Genomic DNA, 17,365 nt, shown 5'->3' with positions numbered 1-17,365 from the left:
GCTCCTTTAGAAACGCTTTGTTTTGCGATAGCTTGTTTGTATATTAAGGGAAAAGGAGAATCTTATGAATATTCGTAAATTTTGGCGTTTGACTTGTTTGACTGTTGCTTCGCTTTTCTGGGCGAGTTGTTCGGATTCAAATCCGCAATTTCCGATGTCGCCATCAGCAAATCCTGATTCATCGTCTGATGCAAATGAAAGTAGCTCTAGCGAATTATCAAGTTCTGCAGTAGCGCCTGAATCAAGCTCTTCCGATTCGCCACCGCAAAGTTCTTCTTCTGAATCCGCATCGAGTTCGTCGGGCGTTGAAAGCTCGTCTAGTCATAGTCCAATTAGCAGTTCAAGTTCTGCTGAGTATGTATTAGCGAGAGACCCTTCTGTGAGTTGTGAAAAAGTAAGGCAACAAGTTTCTATTTGTGCAAAAGAATATTCTTGTGATGAACTGAAAACTATTTTAGAGAAAAAACAATCGGTTTCCGAAAAACTTCTGTCTTCTTGGGAAGAAGAATTGGAATCGTGTGAAGGTATCTCTGAAATGTCTCCGGCGGTTTATGGCTGTAGTCCTTGTTGCTCTACTAAGTTGTTTTCCAAAATGTGGTGTTCAAATGGCGACACTTACGCTCACTATGTGACCGATGAAAATAAAAAAGTTTATACAAGCATTCAAGAATACAATGAAATTCAAGGAATTGTTCCAGAGAATTTAACAGAATCGTGTCCGCAAGGAGAGTATGCTTTGTTTGTTGATGTTCTTGCGGACGTACAGACAACTTTGTATGAAAAGTTGTCTAAGCAACTTGAAGAAAATTCATCTTTGACTGAAAAAGGCAAGGCATATTTGGAAAGACTTTTGGACCAAGAGAAAAAAGCTTTGAAGGGGTTTTTATATCCTTATTTGTTTGATTATTATGAAGATAGTGGGTATGGCTACAAAATGAAACAAGCCTCGAAAAATTGGTTCAATGGTTATATTGCCAAAACCAAAACTTGCGAAGACGGCACGCCTGTAATAACGGAACGCTACCAGCAAAAATACGATGCAATTCTTGCCGAGTGTATTGAAATTATCGAAAATGAAGTCAAGGCTGCTAGCGCTGAAGAATAGATTGTTGCTGTGCGATATTGACGGAATGTCAACGTTTTTTGTTTGTTTTGAATGTCTTTTGAAAAATCGATTTTGATAAATTATATGTTGAAGAAAAAAGGAGAATCTTATGAATATTCGAAAATTTTGGCGCTTGAGTTGCTTGACTGTTGCATCGTTTTTTTGGGCGAGTTGCTCGGAATCAAATCCGCAGTTCCCCATGGCTCAGGCGGCAAATCCAGATTCATCGGCGGATGCGAATAGGGGAGGTTTGGGCGATGAATCTTCAAGTTCTGCCGTAGCGCCTGAATCGAGTTCTGCGATTGTTTCTGAATCAAGTTCGTCTGATGCTCCGCCACCTCCTAGTTCCTCGTCTACAGTGTCAGAGATGAGCTCATCTAGCGAAACGCCTTCTTTGAGTAGTTCTTCAATAGCTAGAAGCTCATCTAGTGCTGCGAGCTATGTTTTGGCTAGAGATCCCTCTGTGACTTGTTATGCTAATTCTTATATGGGAATGACGGCTTGCAGTAGTACAAAAGATATTTCTTGTGATGATTATAAAAAGTATTTGGGTTCGGATACAACGTTGTCCGAAAAAATTATCTCAAGATGGGAAAGTGCTCTCCAGTCTTGCGGTGCTGTTAAGGACTTGTTTCGGGAAGAACCGCTTTATGGCATCTCTTATGGGGGCTGCCCAATGCGTATGTTTGTGGACATGAAATGTTCTAATGACAGCTCTTATAGCGATGTTAAATTAGATGGGAAAAAATTCTATACGAGCCAAAAAGAATATGATGAGGCTCATGGCGTCGCGCCAGATGTTATTGTAAAAAATTGCCCGCAGGGAGATTTTGCCTTATTTACGGATGTCCTTGCTGATGTGCAGAAAAAATTGTATGAGATTGTTTCTGAAAAGTTCATACAAAATATTGCAAGACCCGAAGCCGAACAAAAATATTTAGGGAGTCTTTTGGATCGTGAAAACAAAACGTTGAAAGGACGCTTAGCTCCCTATACTGAAGATAGTGGGGAAGGGAATGATTCTCGGTTGAGAATGTATTCTGGTTACTGGTTTGATGGCTATATCGCCAAAACAAAAACTTGTGCGGACGGCGCTCCTGCAACGACTGAAATCTATCAGGAAAAATACGATGCGATTCTTGCGGAATGCCTTGAGCTTATTGAGAAAGAATTAAAAAAGGCTGAATAAAATTTTGTTTCATGTTCCTGGAAATTCAATTTGTAAAATAAAACATCTCGCGTATGAATTTATTTGAGCAAATTGTATATTGTTAAAAAAGGAGAAAATGGGAATGAGAAACATAAAAAGTTTATTCTTGTCTGGACTGGCTGTTGCTTTTGTGATGGGACTTGGTACGGCTCAAGCAAAAGAATGGGAACAGTCTTTTATAGTGAATTTGAGTTCCTCGGATTATATTGATAATCCTGTTTGGGGATTTTCTAAAGACAGCGTTGTTTTTGAAAATGGCAAAGGCTATAGTGTTTGGCAGTGGGATGCTGCTTGCGTTTGTGGCATTTTATATGGGGCTTGTAATTTTACAATGAAAAACGTCGCCTTTTTTGAATATGACCAAAATTTTTGGAGTGTCAATTCAAAGGATGCTTTAAAAGAAGGGACTACTCTCGATTTGAATGATTCTTTGGCTTTTTATGAGGAACGGGACGGTAGTTGGCATTCCTTGACGGAATCATATAAGCACTCATTAAAAAATAGTACGGCGAATGATACGAATTATTTTGTGTATAAAAAGGACTCTTCGTATTACGCGTTGTGCCAATATATAACTGTGTACGATACGGTGTATGATTGGAATTATAGGGTGACAAAGCAAGGATTCCCGGCTTATTATGTTCACCAATGTATTTTCCAAGATGACGGAACGCCCACGTTTAGCAAAATTCCGTCATATAGCGGCGAATTGCCTGTTGGAAAAGGTGTTTTGCCGCCTTCACCTATTGTAAAACCAGTTCGTAATAGGAATAAAGTTAAGCCAGTTGCAAAACCGTATTTAGTCAACGGAAAAACTGCTAAAGGGAATGCCGCTTTCGGCATCCGCGTTGAAAAAGAACGGATTTATCGTCCCAGCGTTTCTCGGTAGCTGTGGACTGCGTCTTTGTACTTGCTCACAGCTTCTGCAATGCGGTCGGCGAGGTCTTGCTGGCCAGCCTTGGTCATCATGTAGGCTTCGTCTTCTTCGTTGCTGATAAAGCCAAGTTCAATGAGCACTGCAGGCATCATGGCACCGACGAGAACCATAAATCCGGCACCGCCGACGCCTGTGTTCATCTTCTTGATTTTCCCGCCATCGAAACTGTCTAGCAATTTTTCCGTGAATAGGTAACTAGTTTGTTTGTACTGTTCGAGGCGAGCTTCGAGCTTGAACCATTCCAACGGTGAAAGTTCGTCCTTGGCATTTTTTTCGCCGTAGAGCGTGGCGACTGCGTTTTCACGACGGGCTATAGCCTTGTCTTCTTCGCTTTCCGGGGCGCGCAGTACGTAGAACTGGTAACCTTGGATTATCTTTTTACGTTCTTCGGTTGCATCGATGGCATTGCAGTGCAGGCTGATGAAAAGGTCGCCATCCCATTGGTTCGCCAAGTTTGCTCGTTGGCGCAGTTCAATGAAAACATCCTTGCTGCGGGTGAGCTTCACGTTGAAGCCTTCGTCTGCAAGGTTCTTGCGCAAAAGCTTTGCGACGGCAAGAACGATATCTTTTTCTTGGGACTTCTTGCCCGAAGCGCCTGGGTCTTTGCCTCCGTGTCCGGGGTCAATTACGATGGTGCGAACTTCGCGGCTGCCTGCAATTTCTTGTTTGGGAGCCTTCGGTTTGACAACGACTGGCTGTGCAGGTTTCTGTTCGGCGAGCTTTGTAACAGGCTTCGCCGGCGCAGTTTCATTTGCTTTGGCTTGTGCGGTCTCGGTCTTTGTGACAGGGACTGCCGCGACTTTATTGGAAATCTTTTTTGCATCGTTTTCTGCAATCCAGATATGTCCATTTTCAAGTTGCGGTGCTTGCGAAAGTTCTGTCGTACGACCATTGCGAGTCATGTACGGAATGCCAACGGCAAACTTGATCGTATCCTTGGCGGAAACAATCGAAAAAGTTTTTTGTACGGGATACCAGCGGAACGACCCCTTGACTTCGCGAGCAATCGACTCCACATCGACCCTGGCTGATGCCGCTAGGGTGAGGCTACATGCGAACAGTAGCAAAGCAATAATTAGCGATGGGCTTTTGCAGCGCGAGCCATTTCCATTTTGGCGTCGCGGACTAGAATGTCCTGTCGCTTGTCGTGTTGATCCTTGCCTCGGCATATTCCTACTTCGAGTTTTGCAATACGGTTCTTAAAGTACATTTTCAGCGGAATGATGGTACAACCTTTCAATTCCTTTGCCTTACGCATCTTCTGGATTTCGTGCGTGTGGGCGAGGAGCTTTCTTCTGCGTGCAGGGAAATGGTTGAAACGATTCGCGAAAAGGTATTCGTCAATGTGTGCACCGACAAGCCAAAGTTCGTCCTTGTTCTCGTCGATATCGATCCATGCTTCGCCCAGTGTGCATTTGCCATCGCGGATAGATTTGACTTCCGACCCGATAAGCATGATTCCTACTTCAAAAGTTTCATCCACAAAGTAAAGGTGATTTGCCTTTCTGTTCTGGATAACGGGCGTACTAGATTCTTTCTTTGCCATCTTTAGGAACAAAAGCCTCTTCTTCTAAGTCGAAAGGAAGCTTATTGATTTTTTCGATTAAATCCTTGCTAGGTTCGAAAACCGGACGCGTTTGGGCGGGGATATTGACCAGCTCGCCAGTCTTGGGGTTCCGGGTGCGGCGTTCCTTGCGCTGTTTATTTTTGAAGCGACCGAATCCACGCAATTCAATATTGCTTCCTTCGATAACGGAATTAGAAATCGCGTTGATGAGTTCTTCCACGATGACTTTGGTTTTTACTTGCGTAAAACCGGTCTGGGAAGCGATTTCATCAACGAGTTCCTTCTTAGTTATGTTGGACTGAGTCGCCTTCATATTAAAGAATTTACAATAATTTTAAGCAACTGTTACGCTTTTTTGCTCCAACCGATGCTTTTTTTGTGCATATGGGGCACTGCAGCATCCAAGGCTTGCTGCAATTCGGCGCAACCTTCGCCTGTCACTGCCGATGTGATGACCACTTTCTGGCGGTGCTTCTTGAATTCCTTGATAGCGTTTTCGATGCCGAGGTCGCTCTTGTTGAGCGCTACGACAAAGTTCTTTTCGGCAAGCTTCGGGTGGAATGCCTTGAGCTCTTCCTTGAGAACCTTGAACTGTTCGTAGGCGTTTTCGGCAAAGCCGTCAATCACAAAGAGCAACGTGTGCGTACGTTCGATGTGCTTGAGGAACTGGTGGCCAAGGCCCTTGCCTTCGCTTGCGCCTTCCAAGAGACCCGGAATATCGGCAACCACAAAGCTGTGGCCGTTCACCTGGACGATACCGAGCACCGGTTCAAGCGTTGTAAACGGATAGTCGCCAACTTTGGGGCGACCGCTAGAAATCTTGTTCACGAGGCTCGACTTGCCTGCGTTCGGGAAGCCCACGAGACCCACGTCTGCCATGAGCTTGAGTTCGAGGAACAGTTGGCGGACTTCGCCCTTTTCACCCGGAGTGCACTTGCGTGGAGCCTGCACCTTCGGGGTTGCGAAATGCTGGTTGCCCATGCCGCCCTTGCCGCCGCGAGCCGCAATCCACTTCTGGCCCGGTTCGGTCAAGTCCGTGAGGATGTGGCCCTGTTCGTCCTTGACGATTGTGCCACGCGGAACGCTAATAATCAAATCTTCGGCAGATGCGCCGGAGCAGCGCTTTGCGCCACCGGGCTGACCGCTCTTTGCCTTGTAAATGTGCGTGTTGCCCATGTCGAGAAGCGTGGTGTACTGCTCGTTCACCTGCAAAATCACGTGACCGCCACGACCGCCATCACCGCCATCGGGACCGCCGAGGGGTACAAACTTTTCACGATGGAAACTGCAGATGCCGTCACCGCCTCTGCCGGAGCGAACTTCAATATTTTTTTCGTCTAAGAACATAGCCCAAATTTAGAAATTTTTGCGATTTGTGGAAGAGGGGAGGGCTTGTCATTCCCTACTTGATGGGCAATCTCCTTTGGTGGAGCCTCGGGCTCACTTTATCTTTTGTAAAATCTTTTGATTCTTGCAAACGGTTGTTGACAAAATAAATCGCTTGACGAACGACCCCTTGTTTTTGAAATTTCATCATTTTATATTATAGGAACACACCTTAGTAGTGTGTTGCCGGGTTTCACCTGTCTAGTGATTCTCCATAGTTATTATATGCGTTACTTATATGAAAAATAAAGGACAATGCTATGGCTAGACCGATTCGTGAAACTCCGATTCTTTATGGCGAGGATGCTCGTCGTTTTCTTGAAAACATGAAAATTCGTCGACCGGAAACTCCAGAAGCTCGTGCCCAGCGTTTGCGCGATTACGAGTTTATGAAAAAGGCTTACGAACGTGGTATGGCTGAAAAGCGTGCCCGAGAAGAAGCTAATGGAGGTATTGATCCGTGGTTCAAGAAGGTATAAAAAGATACAGATTTATTCGTTTAGATCAATCAGATTCTGTCAGAAACTTTAATTGTGGCGATCACGATTTGGATGATTTCATTCTGAATCGAGCGTCTGCATTTCAAAAACATTTACTCTCTGTGAGTTATGCTTATGCCGATGCAGATACTGGTAAAATGCTGGCTTATTGCAGCCTTGCAAATGACAGAGTTGCGTTGGATAATTTCAGGGATAAAACAGAATTCAATCGATTCCGAAAAAAGAACGGTTTTCCAAATGAAAAACGTTTAAAAAGCTATCCTGCGGTCAAGTTATGCCGTTTGGGTGTTGATGTGTCGGCTAAGAAACAGCGAATTGGGACAACAATCCTCAATTACATTAAGTCTATGTTTGTTATTGACAACAAGACTGGTTGTAGATTTTTGACGGTGGATGCGTATTTGAACGCTGTTCCTTTTTATGAAAAGAATGGCTTTCGGTTTATGAATTCTGAAGATGACGATCCGCATACAAGGTTGATGTACTTTGACCTTATGGATTTGGTTGCATAAATTTCACCTCCAAAAACAAAAAACGCCAAAACTCATAGAGTTTTGGCGCTTTTGTGAAATTTGATTGATGACGATTGCGGATTAGACCAAACCAATCGTTTCATCGAGGCCGAGCGCGATATTCATGTTTTGAATAGCAGCGCCGCTAGCACCCTTGCCGAGGTTGTCGATAATCGTTGTCACCTGCATCATGTTCTCGTTGCCGAATACCTGGATGCGGGCGTTGTTCGTATCGTTACAGACAGTCGGGTCCAAGCGGCCGTTGAACAGCACCGGAGCTGCTTCGTACGGCAAGACCTTCACGAACTTCGAACCTTCGTAATGCTTGGCGAGGATTTCGGTCAAGTCCTGCGGACCGACCTTCTTCGTGAGCATGTTCGGGAAGATAGCGACCGTCACGGCCATACCCTTGTAGTATGGGCCAAGCACCGGGTTGAAGAACGGAACATTTTCAAGTTCGCAGTACTTCTTCATTTCAGGGAGGTGCTTGTGGGCGAGCGCAAGCGCGTACGGGGCGGGAGCCATGATTGCCTTGGATTCACCGGCCTTGTGGCTTAAGTTTTCTTCGGCTTCGTATTCGGCAATGAGCTTCTTGCCACCACCGGAGTAACCGGTGATGCTGTAAGCGGCGAGGTTTGCGCTCTTCGGGAGGATTCCCGATGCAATGAGCGGGTGCACACCGAGGATAAAGCCCGAGGCATGGCAACCGGGGTTTGCAATGCGCTTGCTCTTGGAAATCGCTTCGCGCTGGGCGGTCGAAAGTTCCGGCATACCGTATGTCCAAGCCGGGTTCACGCGGTGAGCCGTGGAGGCGTCGATGATGCGTGTGTCCGGATTCGTGCAGAGGGCGGCGCTTTCCATGGAGGCGGCATCCGGGAGGCAGAGGAAGGTCACGTCAGAAGCGTTGATCATCTTCTGGCGTTCGTTCACGTCCTTGCGGAGTTCCGGATTGATCTTGAGAATTTCGAGATCGTTACGCTTGGCTAAGCGTTCGTAAATTTGCAGGCCGGTTGTTCCTGCTTCGCCATCTACAAATATCTTGAACATTTGATTTAGTTACTAGTTAATAGTTGATAGTTACTAGGATTATTAAGTTATTAGTTTATAGATTACAGCTACTAGAAATTCTAGTAACTAGTAACTCAGAACTCTTAACTTCCTACTTATCCGCGCCGCAGCACTTCTTGTATTTCTTGCCAGAACCGCACGGGCACGGGTCGTTACGGCCAACAACCGGACCTTCGTGACGGATGGTTTCCTGCTTCACGGCACGACCGTCATAGAAGAACCATGCACCGCCGACCTTGTGGAATTCGCCAAGTTCGTGGTGGTTGCGGGTGATGTTGCCCTGCTTGAAGCGAGCGACAAATTCGACCCAGCCGATGTTCTTTTCTTCTTCGGTCTTGGTCTGCTTGATTTCGATGCCGAGCCATTCGGACTGACGGCTCCAAGCTTCTACGCTCGGTTCGTCAAAGTCGTCGCGCTGCGTTGCTTCGAGGGAGTCCTTGAGCCATGCGATTTCGTGCTTTGCGTAAGCGGTATAGCGAGAGCGCATCAATGCTTCGGGGGACGGGGCGAGAGCTGTCTTCTTAATGATTGGTTCGCAGCAGTCGCAGTATGCTTTGCCAGAACCGCAGGGACATAAATCGTTTGCCATAGTAAAAATCCTTGTTTAAAACTGGTGCAAAAATACAAAAAATTGGGGCGCGTGTGGAGTGCTCCGTTCATTTTTTACAAGCCCAAAGTCTATAAAAAGAAAACCCCGACACAGAGGCCGGGGTGACAACTAAAATAGCTGCGTGATAATTACAGACACTTCTTCATGAGCCAGAATTCTTCCTTGCCTTCGCGGCCCGGAATGCTGTTCGTCGGCTTCACGCGTTCAACAATGTCGAACACGCCGTCCAGACGAGCCATGAGTTCGCCTTCGCTCATGCAGTGCGGAGGGCCCTGCATGGTCTTGCCGTTCATGAGCGGGTACATGAGGCAAATGAATATGCCGTCATCCTTCATCATCTTGTAGCAGACTTCGAAGAATTCATCGCGGCGGCCCGGATGGATTGCCGAGAATGTGCCGTAATCGTAAATGATGTCGAACAGCTGGCCGCCACGCTTGGCGTCCTTCGGTGAAAGCGTGAACAAGTCAAGGTCGAGCGAGCGCAGATTCTTGTGTTTGCGGCTCAGATGGTCCAGTTCATCGACAGCGGTCGGTGCAAAATCTACAGCCAAAACATCATGTCCACGCAAAGCCCAAGCCTCGGCATCGTATCCGAATCCGGCACCGGGAATCAGCACGGAACCCTCTGCAGGGCAGGAGGGGTGCTTGAAAAATTCGAGCAGGGCCGGGGTCGCCTTCTTGAAATTCCAGTAGTCCTTGCCTTCGGCATAAAGATTGTCCCAGAATTCCGGGAGGTTTTGCGTTAACATTCTTTACCTTCCTTTTTGTACGCTAATTGTCCACATGCGGCAAGGATATCCCTACCGCGCGGATTGCGGATCGTGATTTGAATTTCAGCAGCTCGCACAGCGGCGAGAAAGTCTTCCACCTCTTCGGGGGTGGGGGCGTGGAGTGTCGGGTCATCGCCATCGTTCAGCACGATTGCATTCACTTTCACTCGGCGAGGGGCGCAAATACGGATGAGTTCCTTGGCGGCCTTGGGAGTGCAGGTGATGTTTTGGATGAGCACGAACTCGAACGTCACGTAGTTATCGGTGCGGCGGATGTATTCATCTACCGCTTCCAAAAGTTTTTCGATAGGCCACGTCTTGTTCACCGGCATCACGGACGAACGGTATTCGTTGTTCGTGCTGTTGAGGCTTACGGCGAGGCAGCAGGGCGTATTGCGGTCCACGAGCTCCTTGATTTTCGGGACAACTCCCGAAGTGCTCACGGTCATGCGCTTTGCGCCCATGTTGAAAAGTTTCTGATTGTGCAGGGTGCAGCAGACGCGGTGAACGTTTTCAAGGTTGTTGAGCGGTTCGCCCATGCCCATGAAAATGATATTTGTCACCTGTGCGACTCCGCCTTCTTCGTTCATGAAGCCGTTGTCCTTCAGGTACCAGTTCACATTGATGATTTCTTCGAGGATTTCGCCTGCTTCGAGGTTACGGGTGAATCCCATCTTGGCGGTACGGCAGAATGCGCAGTTCATGGCGCAGCCAACCTGAGTCGATACGCAAACGGAATAGCGACCATTTGCTGGAATCATCACGGTCTCGATGTGGTGACCGTCCTCGGTCTGGAACAGCCATTTTACCGTTCCATCGACAGAAACAGAACGCTGGTCTTCCTTGAGACCGCAAAGCGTGAACTGTTTTGCCATTTTTTCGCGGAGGGTGGGGGAGATATTCCCCATGTCGTCGTAAGAACGCACCTGCTGGCAGAATAGCCATTTTTGAATTTGATCAGCGCGATAGGGCTTTTCGTCTACATCCCGAAGCCAAGCTTTGAGCTCGTCGGTTGTCAAAGTTTTTATATTGCGCGGCCATTCCATCAGACGCAAAGATAGAAAATTTTAAGTTTTTTGTTAAGGGCTAGGGCTGATGGAATCCTTTGGCGTTGCGAATGTATTGTAGGCCTAGGTTGCGGGGCTCAGCGGCGCTCTGTGCAGAAAATTCCTCAATTTTCTCGATTTGTTTGGCCTGTCTTTGCCGGAATAGGTGCTGGTAAATGCGGTCTAGCTCCACCATGAGTGAACTGATGTTTGTTTTCAGGGCTATGGATAGCTGGGATAGGGTGTCGAGAGAAGGTACTCGTTTCCCGCATTCCATTTGGGATATGAATTGTCTGGATATCCCGGATTCGATGGATAGCGACTGCTGTGTATGTTGCCGCGATTGCCTGATCGAAATTAGAAGGAGCCTTATTGCTTCATGTAGTAGGAGTGTCTCGTAGTACATCGAGACCAAGTTTATGAAAACTTTAAAAAAAATAGTGCATGCGATAGTTGTCAAAATGACTAAAAATACATTTACAAATGTGTACATGAATGGACTTTTTTTGAGTTTTGGTGTCGAGATTATTGTTTATTTTTCGAAAAAGCAATGAATTATATCCAATTTTCTGCGCATGGCGCAAAGGAGTACGAATGATTGACGTGAAAGGGAAATGGTGTCTTATTACGGGTGGTTGCCGCGGTGTCGGTCGCCTTATTGCCATAGAAATGGCAAAACTCGGTGCAAATCTCATTTTGCAGGGGCGCGATAAAAGCCATGCCGAAAAGGTAATTGCGGAACTTGCTCCGTATGGAGTCCAGGTGAAGGCTGTGGGTTGCAATCTCGAAAATGAAGCCGAAATTGATGCAGCTCTTGCAGAAATTGATGCCCTGGGCGTGCAAATCGATTTTGTTTTTAACAATGCTGGCCTTATGAGCCACTATTTTTCGGACTACACGACCAATACGATGGACGACTTCCGTCAGGCTATGGCGGTAAATTTCTTTGCTCCGATTAAAATCGCCTACCATTTTTTGCCGGGAATGATCAAGCGCGGCTTTGGTCGCATGCAGCTCACTACGAGCGGTATCGCCAACGAGCCTGAACTTGCCGGTTATGCTTGCGCGAAGGCCGCCCTCACCAAGTTCGTGAAGGATTTCGCCTGCAAACTCAATGGAACCGACGTGATGATGAACGTGATGGATCCGGGGTGGCTCCGTACGGATCTCGGTGGCCCGAATGCGCCGAATGCACCGGAAACAGTTATCCCGGGAGCCCTTGTGAGCGTCCTTCTCGATGACAAAAAGAGTGGTCGGTGGTTTAGTGCTCAAGAATTTACGGGGCTTGCCATTGCCGATGCTGTCGAAGCGGGGCGTAAGGTTTCTGCTTAGGATTGTTTATCGCTTTGCGCATAATCACACTAACCTCTAATTTTATTACGGAAATATGATAAAAAACTTGCAAATCAGCGGATTTTAAACTATTTTAATTATTAGAGGTTATTTTCGTTTTTTGGGGGGGGGGAGTGGTATATGGAGTCGTTTCGAGAGTGGATAGCGGAATTATTGTTGTTGGATTTTGCATCCACCCCCGTGCTAACGGAGGCGTGTGGTTATGTCGGTGCGAGATGTATTGGAAAAATCTGAGATCCCTATAGCTGTCTATCAATTTGTTGATGGATACATTAAAACGGTTTTAGTCTCAGAAGGTCTTGTTCGCTGGCTTCCTCCAGGTTGCACTCGTGAAAATCTGATTTCTTTACTTGATACGGACATGTACAGGGATGTCCATCGTGAAGATGTCGTGCTTGTTGCGACTAAGGCAAAAGAGTTTGCAAAAGCGAAAAATTGCCATTACGATGTTGTTTATCGTCAAAAATTGTATGGTAAAGAAGAATTCCGCACGCTCCATGCGGTAGGGTACCACGATCAATTCGACGATGGAAATGATTATGTAGTCGTTGTTTACGATGACGTGACTGCAGCGCTAGAATCAAACCGCGGAAATCGATTAATTTTTGATGATAGCCTTGTTGAATATCTGAATACAGATAAAGTTAATCCCTATGTTATTCTCGATGCCAAGACTCACGAAATTTACATGGTCAGCGCATCCGTGGAACGAATTTTGAAACCGGTAAAGGCTTTTGATTCCGGGATTTTGTTTGAAGAGTATTTCTTCAATGCCGGCGAGTCGAGCCTGATTACCGTGGATGATATTCTCGAAAAGGGCGAAGCTATTGTTCAAAATCCCCGCACGGGCAAAGACTTGATTTTAAGCGCAACTTTGATGCGCTGGCACGGTAAGAATTCCGTTTTATTGCGAGTCAGTGAACATGCCGACCGCTATTTCGATTCTCTGACAGGCCTTCCGAATATGGAATATAGCCGCGTGTGCGGTGAAAACTTTGCAGATAAAATCAGGAATGCTGGCGGTGAGCCTGCCATTATCTTTTTTGATATTGTCGGGATGAAACTGTACAATAGCGCAAACGGTTTCAATATGGGAAACGAGTTCCTGATCAATTTTGCGGCGTCTCTTAAAAAACAGTTCCCGAAAAATTTGATTTGGCGTTTTTCCAATGATCATTTTGCAGTCATTGCAGATGTCCGTAATGTAGAAGATAAACTCAATGAAATCCGTAGAAATGTTAAGGGGTTTATCTCGAAAATATCGATGGACCTTTATGTAGGTATTTGCAAGATTGACGAATTTGATGCAATCCTCGATACAAGTGAAAAGGCTAAACTCGCTTGCCATGAACAAAAGAAAAATGGCGACACCTTTATCCGCTATTACGATGATGATTTGCGCAAAGCTCTTTTGCTCCAGAACTACGTTGTAAATCATATTGACGAAGCTATTGCGAAGGGGTATATCAAGGTTTACTACCAACCGGTTGTCCGTACAATTACGGAAACGTTTTGTGGCATGGAAGCGCTTGCCCGTTGGATAGACCCGCAATATGGTTTTTTGAATCCGGCCGTATTTATCGGAGCTCTCGAAGAATCTCGCCAAATCCATAAACTCGATAGCCATATTGTAGAGCTTGTGTGTAAGGAAATGCGCGAGGAACTTGACCAGGGGCATCCTGTGGTTCCTGTGTCGTTTAACCTTTCGCGTCTGGACTTTATCGGTTGCGATATTTTTGATGTTGTCGAAAAAGCTCTTCAGAAGTATAACATTGAACGCGAGTATATTCGAGTCGAAATTACAGAAAGTATCATGGCTTCGGATTCTTATGTCCAGAGCGAAATTCAAAGATTCCGTCTGGTGGGTTACGAAGTTTGGATGGACGATTTCGGAAGTGGTTATTCATCGTTAAATACCCTCAAGGATTACAAGTTCGATGAACTCAAGATTGACATGGCGTTTCTCTCGAATTTTAACGATGCTTCCCGTACGATAATCCGTTCGACCGTCCGCATGGCGAAAAATCTTGGGTTAAAGACTTTGGCCGAAGGTGTAGAAACTAAGGAACAAATGGATTTCTTGAAGGGCATTGGTTGCGAAAAGGTTCAGGGTTACTATTACGGAAAACCGCAACCTTTGAAAGATACCATGGAGCACATGAAATCCATCGGGATGCTTATCGAGGACAGTGATATACGTGTTGTTTATTCGAAATTGGGGCGCCTTGATTACCTGGTGGATTCTCCTAAGGGTATTCTGGAATATAAAAATGGTTTGTTTAAGTTCCTCTTTGTAAATAAGCAACTTGAAGAACAAGTTCTGAGTATTGGTTTTGCCAATATCGAAGATGTTGAAAATTCAATCAACGATCCTAAAGATCCTGCTTATTACACGCTTCATGAGGCGGAAAAGGCTGCTTATAAAGCACCAAAAGAAATGACGTACGCCGCTCATGGCACGTATGTCTTTTTGAGCGGAAGCCTGATTGCCGATATTAATGGTAGTCATATTTATGACATGTCTTTGCGCAATACACATGTCAGTGCTTTTGATAGCTCTGTAGTAGATTCGAAGGCTTCTCTCCCGACTGAGACAAAGACGATATTGCTTGCCGATGTCAATCCGCAAAATAGGGCGTTCCTCGAAAGCGTATTGAGAAAAGATTATAACTTGCTGCTTGCCGAAGATGGCGAACAGGTTCTGAACATTTTGCTTGAATATGGTAACCGCATATCGCTTGTATTGATTGATGCAGACCTCCCTAAAATTGACGGGTTCAAGATTATTCAAAAATTCCAATGTGATCGGCGCGATCTCCAGATTCCTTTTATCATCATGACGGATAATATGGAACTCGCAAAGGAAAGTATCCGCTTGGGTGCCTACCAGTTTATCCACACGCCTATCAAAGACCAGGGATTGATTAAGGCCAAAATTGATGGTTCAATCAAGAATGCAGAATTTCTCCATCAGGTGGCGCTGAATTACATGGAATATGTCCCTGGTGGCATCATTGTTTTTGATGCATCAAATGCGGATATTCTTTATGTGAATGCCCGCGTACTTGATATTTTTGAGTGCGATAGCGTCGATGAATTTCGCGAGTTTATCGGTGTCGATTTTAAAAATACGATTCTTCCCGAAGATTATGCAAAGACGGATAGGGAACTCAAAGAGCAGGTGCGCAGCGGCAGCACTGCAACAAAGCAGGTGACTTATCGTGCCAAAACGGCTAAAGGCCGAGTCAAGCGCATTTACCATGTTGGAAAAGTCTTTAAAGATACGCCGTATGGAAGCGTCTTCTCCGCATTCATTTCGGAAGATGACATGGCGATGAAGAGCTATTTTACCCGCAGGGATGCTTTTAACGAATTTATGGCTTCTGGTGAAGCGACACATACAAAATCGTATGAACCAGGCTATAAGGGATTCTTGTTCTGGAACTTGACGAAAAATTCACCGGTAATCCGGATGGACGGAATTTCGTATATCCCCAAGGAATTAGAGGGTAAATATACTTATGAGACCCATTATAGTTTCTTGAGTACTCTTATGCTGAAAGATAACACTCTCAAAGCATCGGACTACACTCGTGAAAAGTTGATTCTGGATTTCATGAATAAGTGTATTGTCCCGCCGTTGGATGTGACTTATGATATAGACAATATCCTGTTTACCATACGGTCAAGTTTTGATATGATAATGGACCCGGATTCTGGAGATATCATATTGAAACTTCAAAACGAAAATGTTGAGACGAGTAAAAAAGTAGAAAAATAAATTTGGATAAGTAGAACTTTTTTGTTGTTAATGGAATGTTGGCAAGAACCGTGCTTTTAAGAGCCATTGAATCCTGTCGAATCACCAAAAGCCCTTTTAAAGTCCTTTTTGTTTAAAATTTTAAACATCAGGCGGTGCTTCAACATTAAAGTTCTACATAGCCAAAATCTTGCCTTCTCGCGTCCATGGTTTTAGCGCTCTCCACGAGTGCTTTCGCTCAAAATTCCGATGATGACGAATGGATTTCTGACGATTCCAACCCATCTGCAACCACCGAGAGCAAATCCGGCTCTTACGACGGTTCAAACGATAGCGAATTCGCAAACGACGAAGAAGACGATGATGAGCGCTTCATTTCTTCATATTCTTCTTTGCTAAGATAGCTCCACCGACCAGGAGGAACTAAATACTCATCATAATCACATTCATAGTGTAACTTAACATTACTTTGTTCATTTCCAAAAGTAAATTCTTCGACGGAGCCAGCATTGTCTGCAGTACATTTTTTCGGAGCTTCTTCATTTACGTACAGCCTTTTCCAATTTCCATCACCTTCATAGATGAAGAACAAGACATCTCCGGTCTCCGGGCTTTCCTGCGGCCTTCCTACTTTACCGCAAATAGCATCAACTGTCACACCTGTAGTATCGCAAGTAACAGACGCTTCTTTCGGATTCCAAGAACCATTTTCACATCTATAATAGCTAGGATAAACAGGGATTACCATTGTAGGTCCGCCATTAAAGAGGCGCTTCCATTCGGTTTCTACAACGCCCTCGTTTTCGGCAGTGCATTCTTTGTCATTCACAAGTTGCACGTTCTTAACTGACGACGAGGATTGAGCAATAATCGATGAAGACGAGGATTGAGCAACTGAAGAAGACTCTGGAATTGTTGACGACGATTCAGGTGCCAATGACGAAGATGATTCCAGCGCAGGTTCAGAATAAGCCTGCGGATTTTCACCAAACGCGGACGTTGAATTGGAATCGCTACAGGCGATAAACGAAAATGGGATTGAAGCAGCAAAAATGACTGCAAAAATGGATAAAATACGACGATGCGTACCCATACAACAAAACCTCCTTTACAAAAGCGCAATATAAACTTTTCTTTTACAAAAAAGCATCGATTTTCGATTTGTAATAAAAAAAGAATACGGGGGATTTAGAGACTTTTTCACCCATTTTACCTAGACATCCGCCCTAGGACGCGCATCCCACGCTCTGTAAACTTTTTTTCTCTTTATTTCACCTGTATTAAAATATTTTTAAGTCGTTGAACATCCACGATTTGTTATAATTCCAACATGCTTTTAAGAAAATCTTGGATAAGTAGAACTTTTTTGTTGTTAATGGAATGTTGACAAGAACCGTGCTTTTAAGTGTCATTGAATCCTGTTGAATCACCCAAAGCCCTTTTAAAGTCCTTTTTGTTTAAAATTTTAAACATCAGGCGGTGCTTCAACATTAAAGTTCTACATAGCCATAAATTTACTGCTTTTTTGTGCAATATTTTGA

17 protein-coding genes are annotated in these 17,365 nt (G+C 45.1%); 7 read left to right on the top strand and 10 right to left on the bottom strand.

Features of this window, described 5'->3' with window-relative positions:
• Positions 1-64: 64 nt before the first annotated feature.
• The 3 genes from BUQ91_RS07860 to BUQ91_RS07850 all read left to right on the top strand — a co-directional run bounded on the left by BUQ91_RS07860 (position 65) and on the right by BUQ91_RS07850 (position 3,204).
• Entirely contained in the window at positions 65-1,105 is a 1,041-nt protein-coding gene (locus tag BUQ91_RS07860) for a hypothetical protein (RefSeq protein WP_074208780.1), read from the top strand.
• 199 nt (positions 1,106-1,304) lie between these two features.
• A complete protein-coding gene (locus BUQ91_RS07855) occupies positions 1,305-2,294 on the top strand; it encodes a hypothetical protein (RefSeq protein WP_254842284.1) in 990 nt (329 codons plus the stop codon).
• A 103-nt stretch (positions 2,295-2,397) separates the two neighbouring features.
• A complete protein-coding gene (locus BUQ91_RS07850; protein ID WP_072827177.1) occupies positions 2,398-3,204 on the top strand; it encodes a hypothetical protein in 807 nt (268 codons plus the stop codon).
• Here the strand turns inward: BUQ91_RS07850 and BUQ91_RS07845 are convergent.
• The 4 genes from BUQ91_RS07845 to obgE are packed head-to-tail and all read right to left on the bottom strand — an operon-like array spanning position 3,180 to position 6,166.
• On the bottom strand, positions 3,180-4,268 hold the full coding sequence (locus BUQ91_RS07845; RefSeq protein WP_074208778.1) for an N-acetylmuramoyl-L-alanine amidase: 1,089 nt from the start codon (positions 4,266-4,268) through the stop codon (positions 3,180-3,182). The genes BUQ91_RS07850 and BUQ91_RS07845 overlap by 25 nt on opposite strands.
• A 59-nt stretch (positions 4,269-4,327) precedes the next feature.
• On the bottom strand, positions 4,328-4,798 hold the full coding sequence (smpB, locus tag BUQ91_RS07840; RefSeq protein ID WP_072826936.1) for an SsrA-binding protein SmpB: 471 nt from the start codon (positions 4,796-4,798) through the stop codon (positions 4,328-4,330).
• The gene (locus tag BUQ91_RS07835; RefSeq protein ID WP_072826937.1) at positions 4,779-5,132 is read right to left on the bottom strand and encodes an HU family DNA-binding protein; all 354 of its coding nucleotides are present in this window, start codon (positions 5,130-5,132) and stop codon (positions 4,779-4,781) included. Before BUQ91_RS07835 ends, smpB begins: the two co-directional genes overlap by 20 nt.
• Positions 5,133-5,164: 32 nt before the next feature.
• Complete coding sequence (gene obgE / locus BUQ91_RS07830) at positions 5,165-6,166, bottom strand: GTPase ObgE (protein ID WP_012820189.1); 1,002 nt, start codon at positions 6,164-6,166, stop codon at positions 5,165-5,167.
• A 299-nt stretch (positions 6,167-6,465) separates the two neighbouring features.
• Between obgE and BUQ91_RS07825 the strand changes: the two genes are divergently transcribed.
• Positions 6,466-6,684 (top strand): hypothetical protein, encoded by a 219-nt coding sequence (locus BUQ91_RS07825; RefSeq protein WP_074208777.1) that lies wholly within the window; start codon positions 6,466-6,468, stop codon positions 6,682-6,684.
• Complete coding sequence (locus BUQ91_RS07820; protein WP_074208776.1) at positions 6,666-7,217, top strand: GNAT family N-acetyltransferase; 552 nt, start codon at positions 6,666-6,668, stop codon at positions 7,215-7,217. Before BUQ91_RS07825 ends, BUQ91_RS07820 begins: the two co-directional genes overlap by 19 nt.
• A gap of 81 nt (positions 7,218-7,298) precedes the next feature.
• On the opposite strand, the gene argC is transcribed toward BUQ91_RS07820, so the two are convergent.
• From argC to BUQ91_RS07795, 5 genes are all read right to left on the bottom strand, one after another.
• Positions 7,299-8,264 (bottom strand): N-acetyl-gamma-glutamyl-phosphate reductase, encoded by a 966-nt coding sequence (gene argC / locus BUQ91_RS07815; protein WP_072826940.1) that lies wholly within the window; start codon positions 8,262-8,264, stop codon positions 7,299-7,301.
• A 112-nt stretch (positions 8,265-8,376) separates the two neighbouring features.
• Positions 8,377-8,874, bottom strand: coding sequence for a YchJ family protein (locus tag BUQ91_RS07810; protein WP_072826941.1), 498 nt, complete (start codon positions 8,872-8,874; stop codon positions 8,377-8,379).
• A gap of 149 nt (positions 8,875-9,023) precedes the next feature.
• On the bottom strand, positions 9,024-9,644 hold the full coding sequence (locus BUQ91_RS07805) for a methyltransferase (RefSeq protein ID WP_074208775.1): 621 nt from the start codon (positions 9,642-9,644) through the stop codon (positions 9,024-9,026).
• Positions 9,638-10,711 carry a dual-specificity RNA methyltransferase RlmN gene (gene rlmN, locus BUQ91_RS07800; RefSeq protein WP_072826943.1) on the bottom strand — a complete coding sequence of 358 codons (1,074 nt, stop codon included), beginning with the start codon at positions 10,709-10,711 and terminating at the stop codon, positions 9,638-9,640. Before rlmN ends, BUQ91_RS07805 begins: the two co-directional genes overlap by 7 nt.
• A 40-nt stretch (positions 10,712-10,751) precedes the next feature.
• Entirely contained in the window at positions 10,752-11,117 is a 366-nt protein-coding gene (locus BUQ91_RS07795; protein WP_074208958.1) for a helix-turn-helix domain-containing protein, read from the bottom strand.
• Positions 11,118-11,305: 188 nt separating this feature from the next.
• Between BUQ91_RS07795 and BUQ91_RS07790 the strand changes: the two genes are divergently transcribed.
• Both BUQ91_RS07790 and BUQ91_RS07785 read left to right on the top strand, forming a co-directional pair.
• A complete protein-coding gene (locus tag BUQ91_RS07790; RefSeq protein WP_074208774.1) occupies positions 11,306-12,043 on the top strand; it encodes an SDR family NAD(P)-dependent oxidoreductase in 738 nt (245 codons plus the stop codon).
• A 241-nt stretch (positions 12,044-12,284) separates the two neighbouring features.
• Positions 12,285-15,845 (top strand): EAL domain-containing protein, encoded by a 3,561-nt coding sequence (locus tag BUQ91_RS07785; protein WP_254794267.1) that lies wholly within the window; start codon positions 12,285-12,287, stop codon positions 15,843-15,845.
• A gap of 292 nt (positions 15,846-16,137) precedes the next feature.
• Here the strand turns inward: BUQ91_RS07785 and BUQ91_RS07780 are convergent, their stop codons facing one another.
• Positions 16,138-16,917: a hypothetical protein gene (locus BUQ91_RS07780; protein WP_074208773.1), complete on the bottom strand. Its 780-nt coding sequence runs from the start codon at positions 16,915-16,917 to the stop codon at positions 16,138-16,140.
• Between the last annotated feature and the right edge of the window lie 448 nt (positions 16,918-17,365).

Origin of the sequence: Fibrobacter sp. UWB11 (assembly GCF_900143015.1) — a bacterium.
In the GTDB taxonomy this organism is placed as follows: Bacteria; Fibrobacterota; Fibrobacteria; order Fibrobacterales; family Fibrobacteraceae; genus Fibrobacter.
Note: the sequence above shows the minus strand (reverse complement) of the source record. Positions and strands in the feature narration are given on the sequence as shown.

Excerpts from the sequence above, each read along its gene's own strand:
- BUQ91_RS07805 (WP_074208775.1), bottom strand. The coding sequence starts at position 9,644 with ATGTTAACGCAAAACCTCCCGGAATTCTGGGACAATCTTTATGCCGAA.
- BUQ91_RS07850 (WP_072827177.1), top strand. The coding sequence starts at position 2,398 with ATGAGAAACATAAAAAGTTTATTCTTGTCTGGACTGGCTGTTGCTTTT.
- obgE (WP_012820189.1), bottom strand. The coding sequence starts at position 6,166 with ATGTTCTTAGACGAAAAAAATATTGAAGTTCGCTCCGGCAGAGGCGGT.
- BUQ91_RS07855 (WP_254842284.1), top strand. The coding sequence starts at position 1,305 with ATGGCTCAGGCGGCAAATCCAGATTCATCGGCGGATGCGAATAGGGGA.
- BUQ91_RS07780 (WP_074208773.1), bottom strand. The coding sequence starts at position 16,917 with ATGGGTACGCATCGTCGTATTTTATCCATTTTTGCAGTCATTTTTGCT.
- BUQ91_RS07835 (WP_072826937.1), bottom strand. The coding sequence starts at position 5,132 with ATGAAGGCGACTCAGTCCAACATAACTAAGAAGGAACTCGTTGATGAA.
- BUQ91_RS07810 (WP_072826941.1), bottom strand. The coding sequence starts at position 8,874 with ATGGCAAACGATTTATGTCCCTGCGGTTCTGGCAAAGCATACTGCGAC.
- BUQ91_RS07795 (WP_074208958.1), bottom strand. The coding sequence starts at position 11,117 with ATGTACTACGAGACACTCCTACTACATGAAGCAATAAGGCTCCTTCTA.
- BUQ91_RS07860 (WP_074208780.1), top strand. The coding sequence starts at position 65 with ATGAATATTCGTAAATTTTGGCGTTTGACTTGTTTGACTGTTGCTTCG.
- BUQ91_RS07825 (WP_074208777.1), top strand. The coding sequence starts at position 6,466 with ATGGCTAGACCGATTCGTGAAACTCCGATTCTTTATGGCGAGGATGCT.
- smpB (WP_072826936.1), bottom strand. The coding sequence starts at position 4,798 with ATGGCAAAGAAAGAATCTAGTACGCCCGTTATCCAGAACAGAAAGGCA.
- argC (WP_072826940.1), bottom strand. The coding sequence starts at position 8,264 with ATGTTCAAGATATTTGTAGATGGCGAAGCAGGAACAACCGGCCTGCAA.
- rlmN (WP_072826943.1), bottom strand. The coding sequence starts at position 10,711 with ATGGAATGGCCGCGCAATATAAAAACTTTGACAACCGACGAGCTCAAA.
- BUQ91_RS07790 (WP_074208774.1), top strand. The coding sequence starts at position 11,306 with ATGATTGACGTGAAAGGGAAATGGTGTCTTATTACGGGTGGTTGCCGC.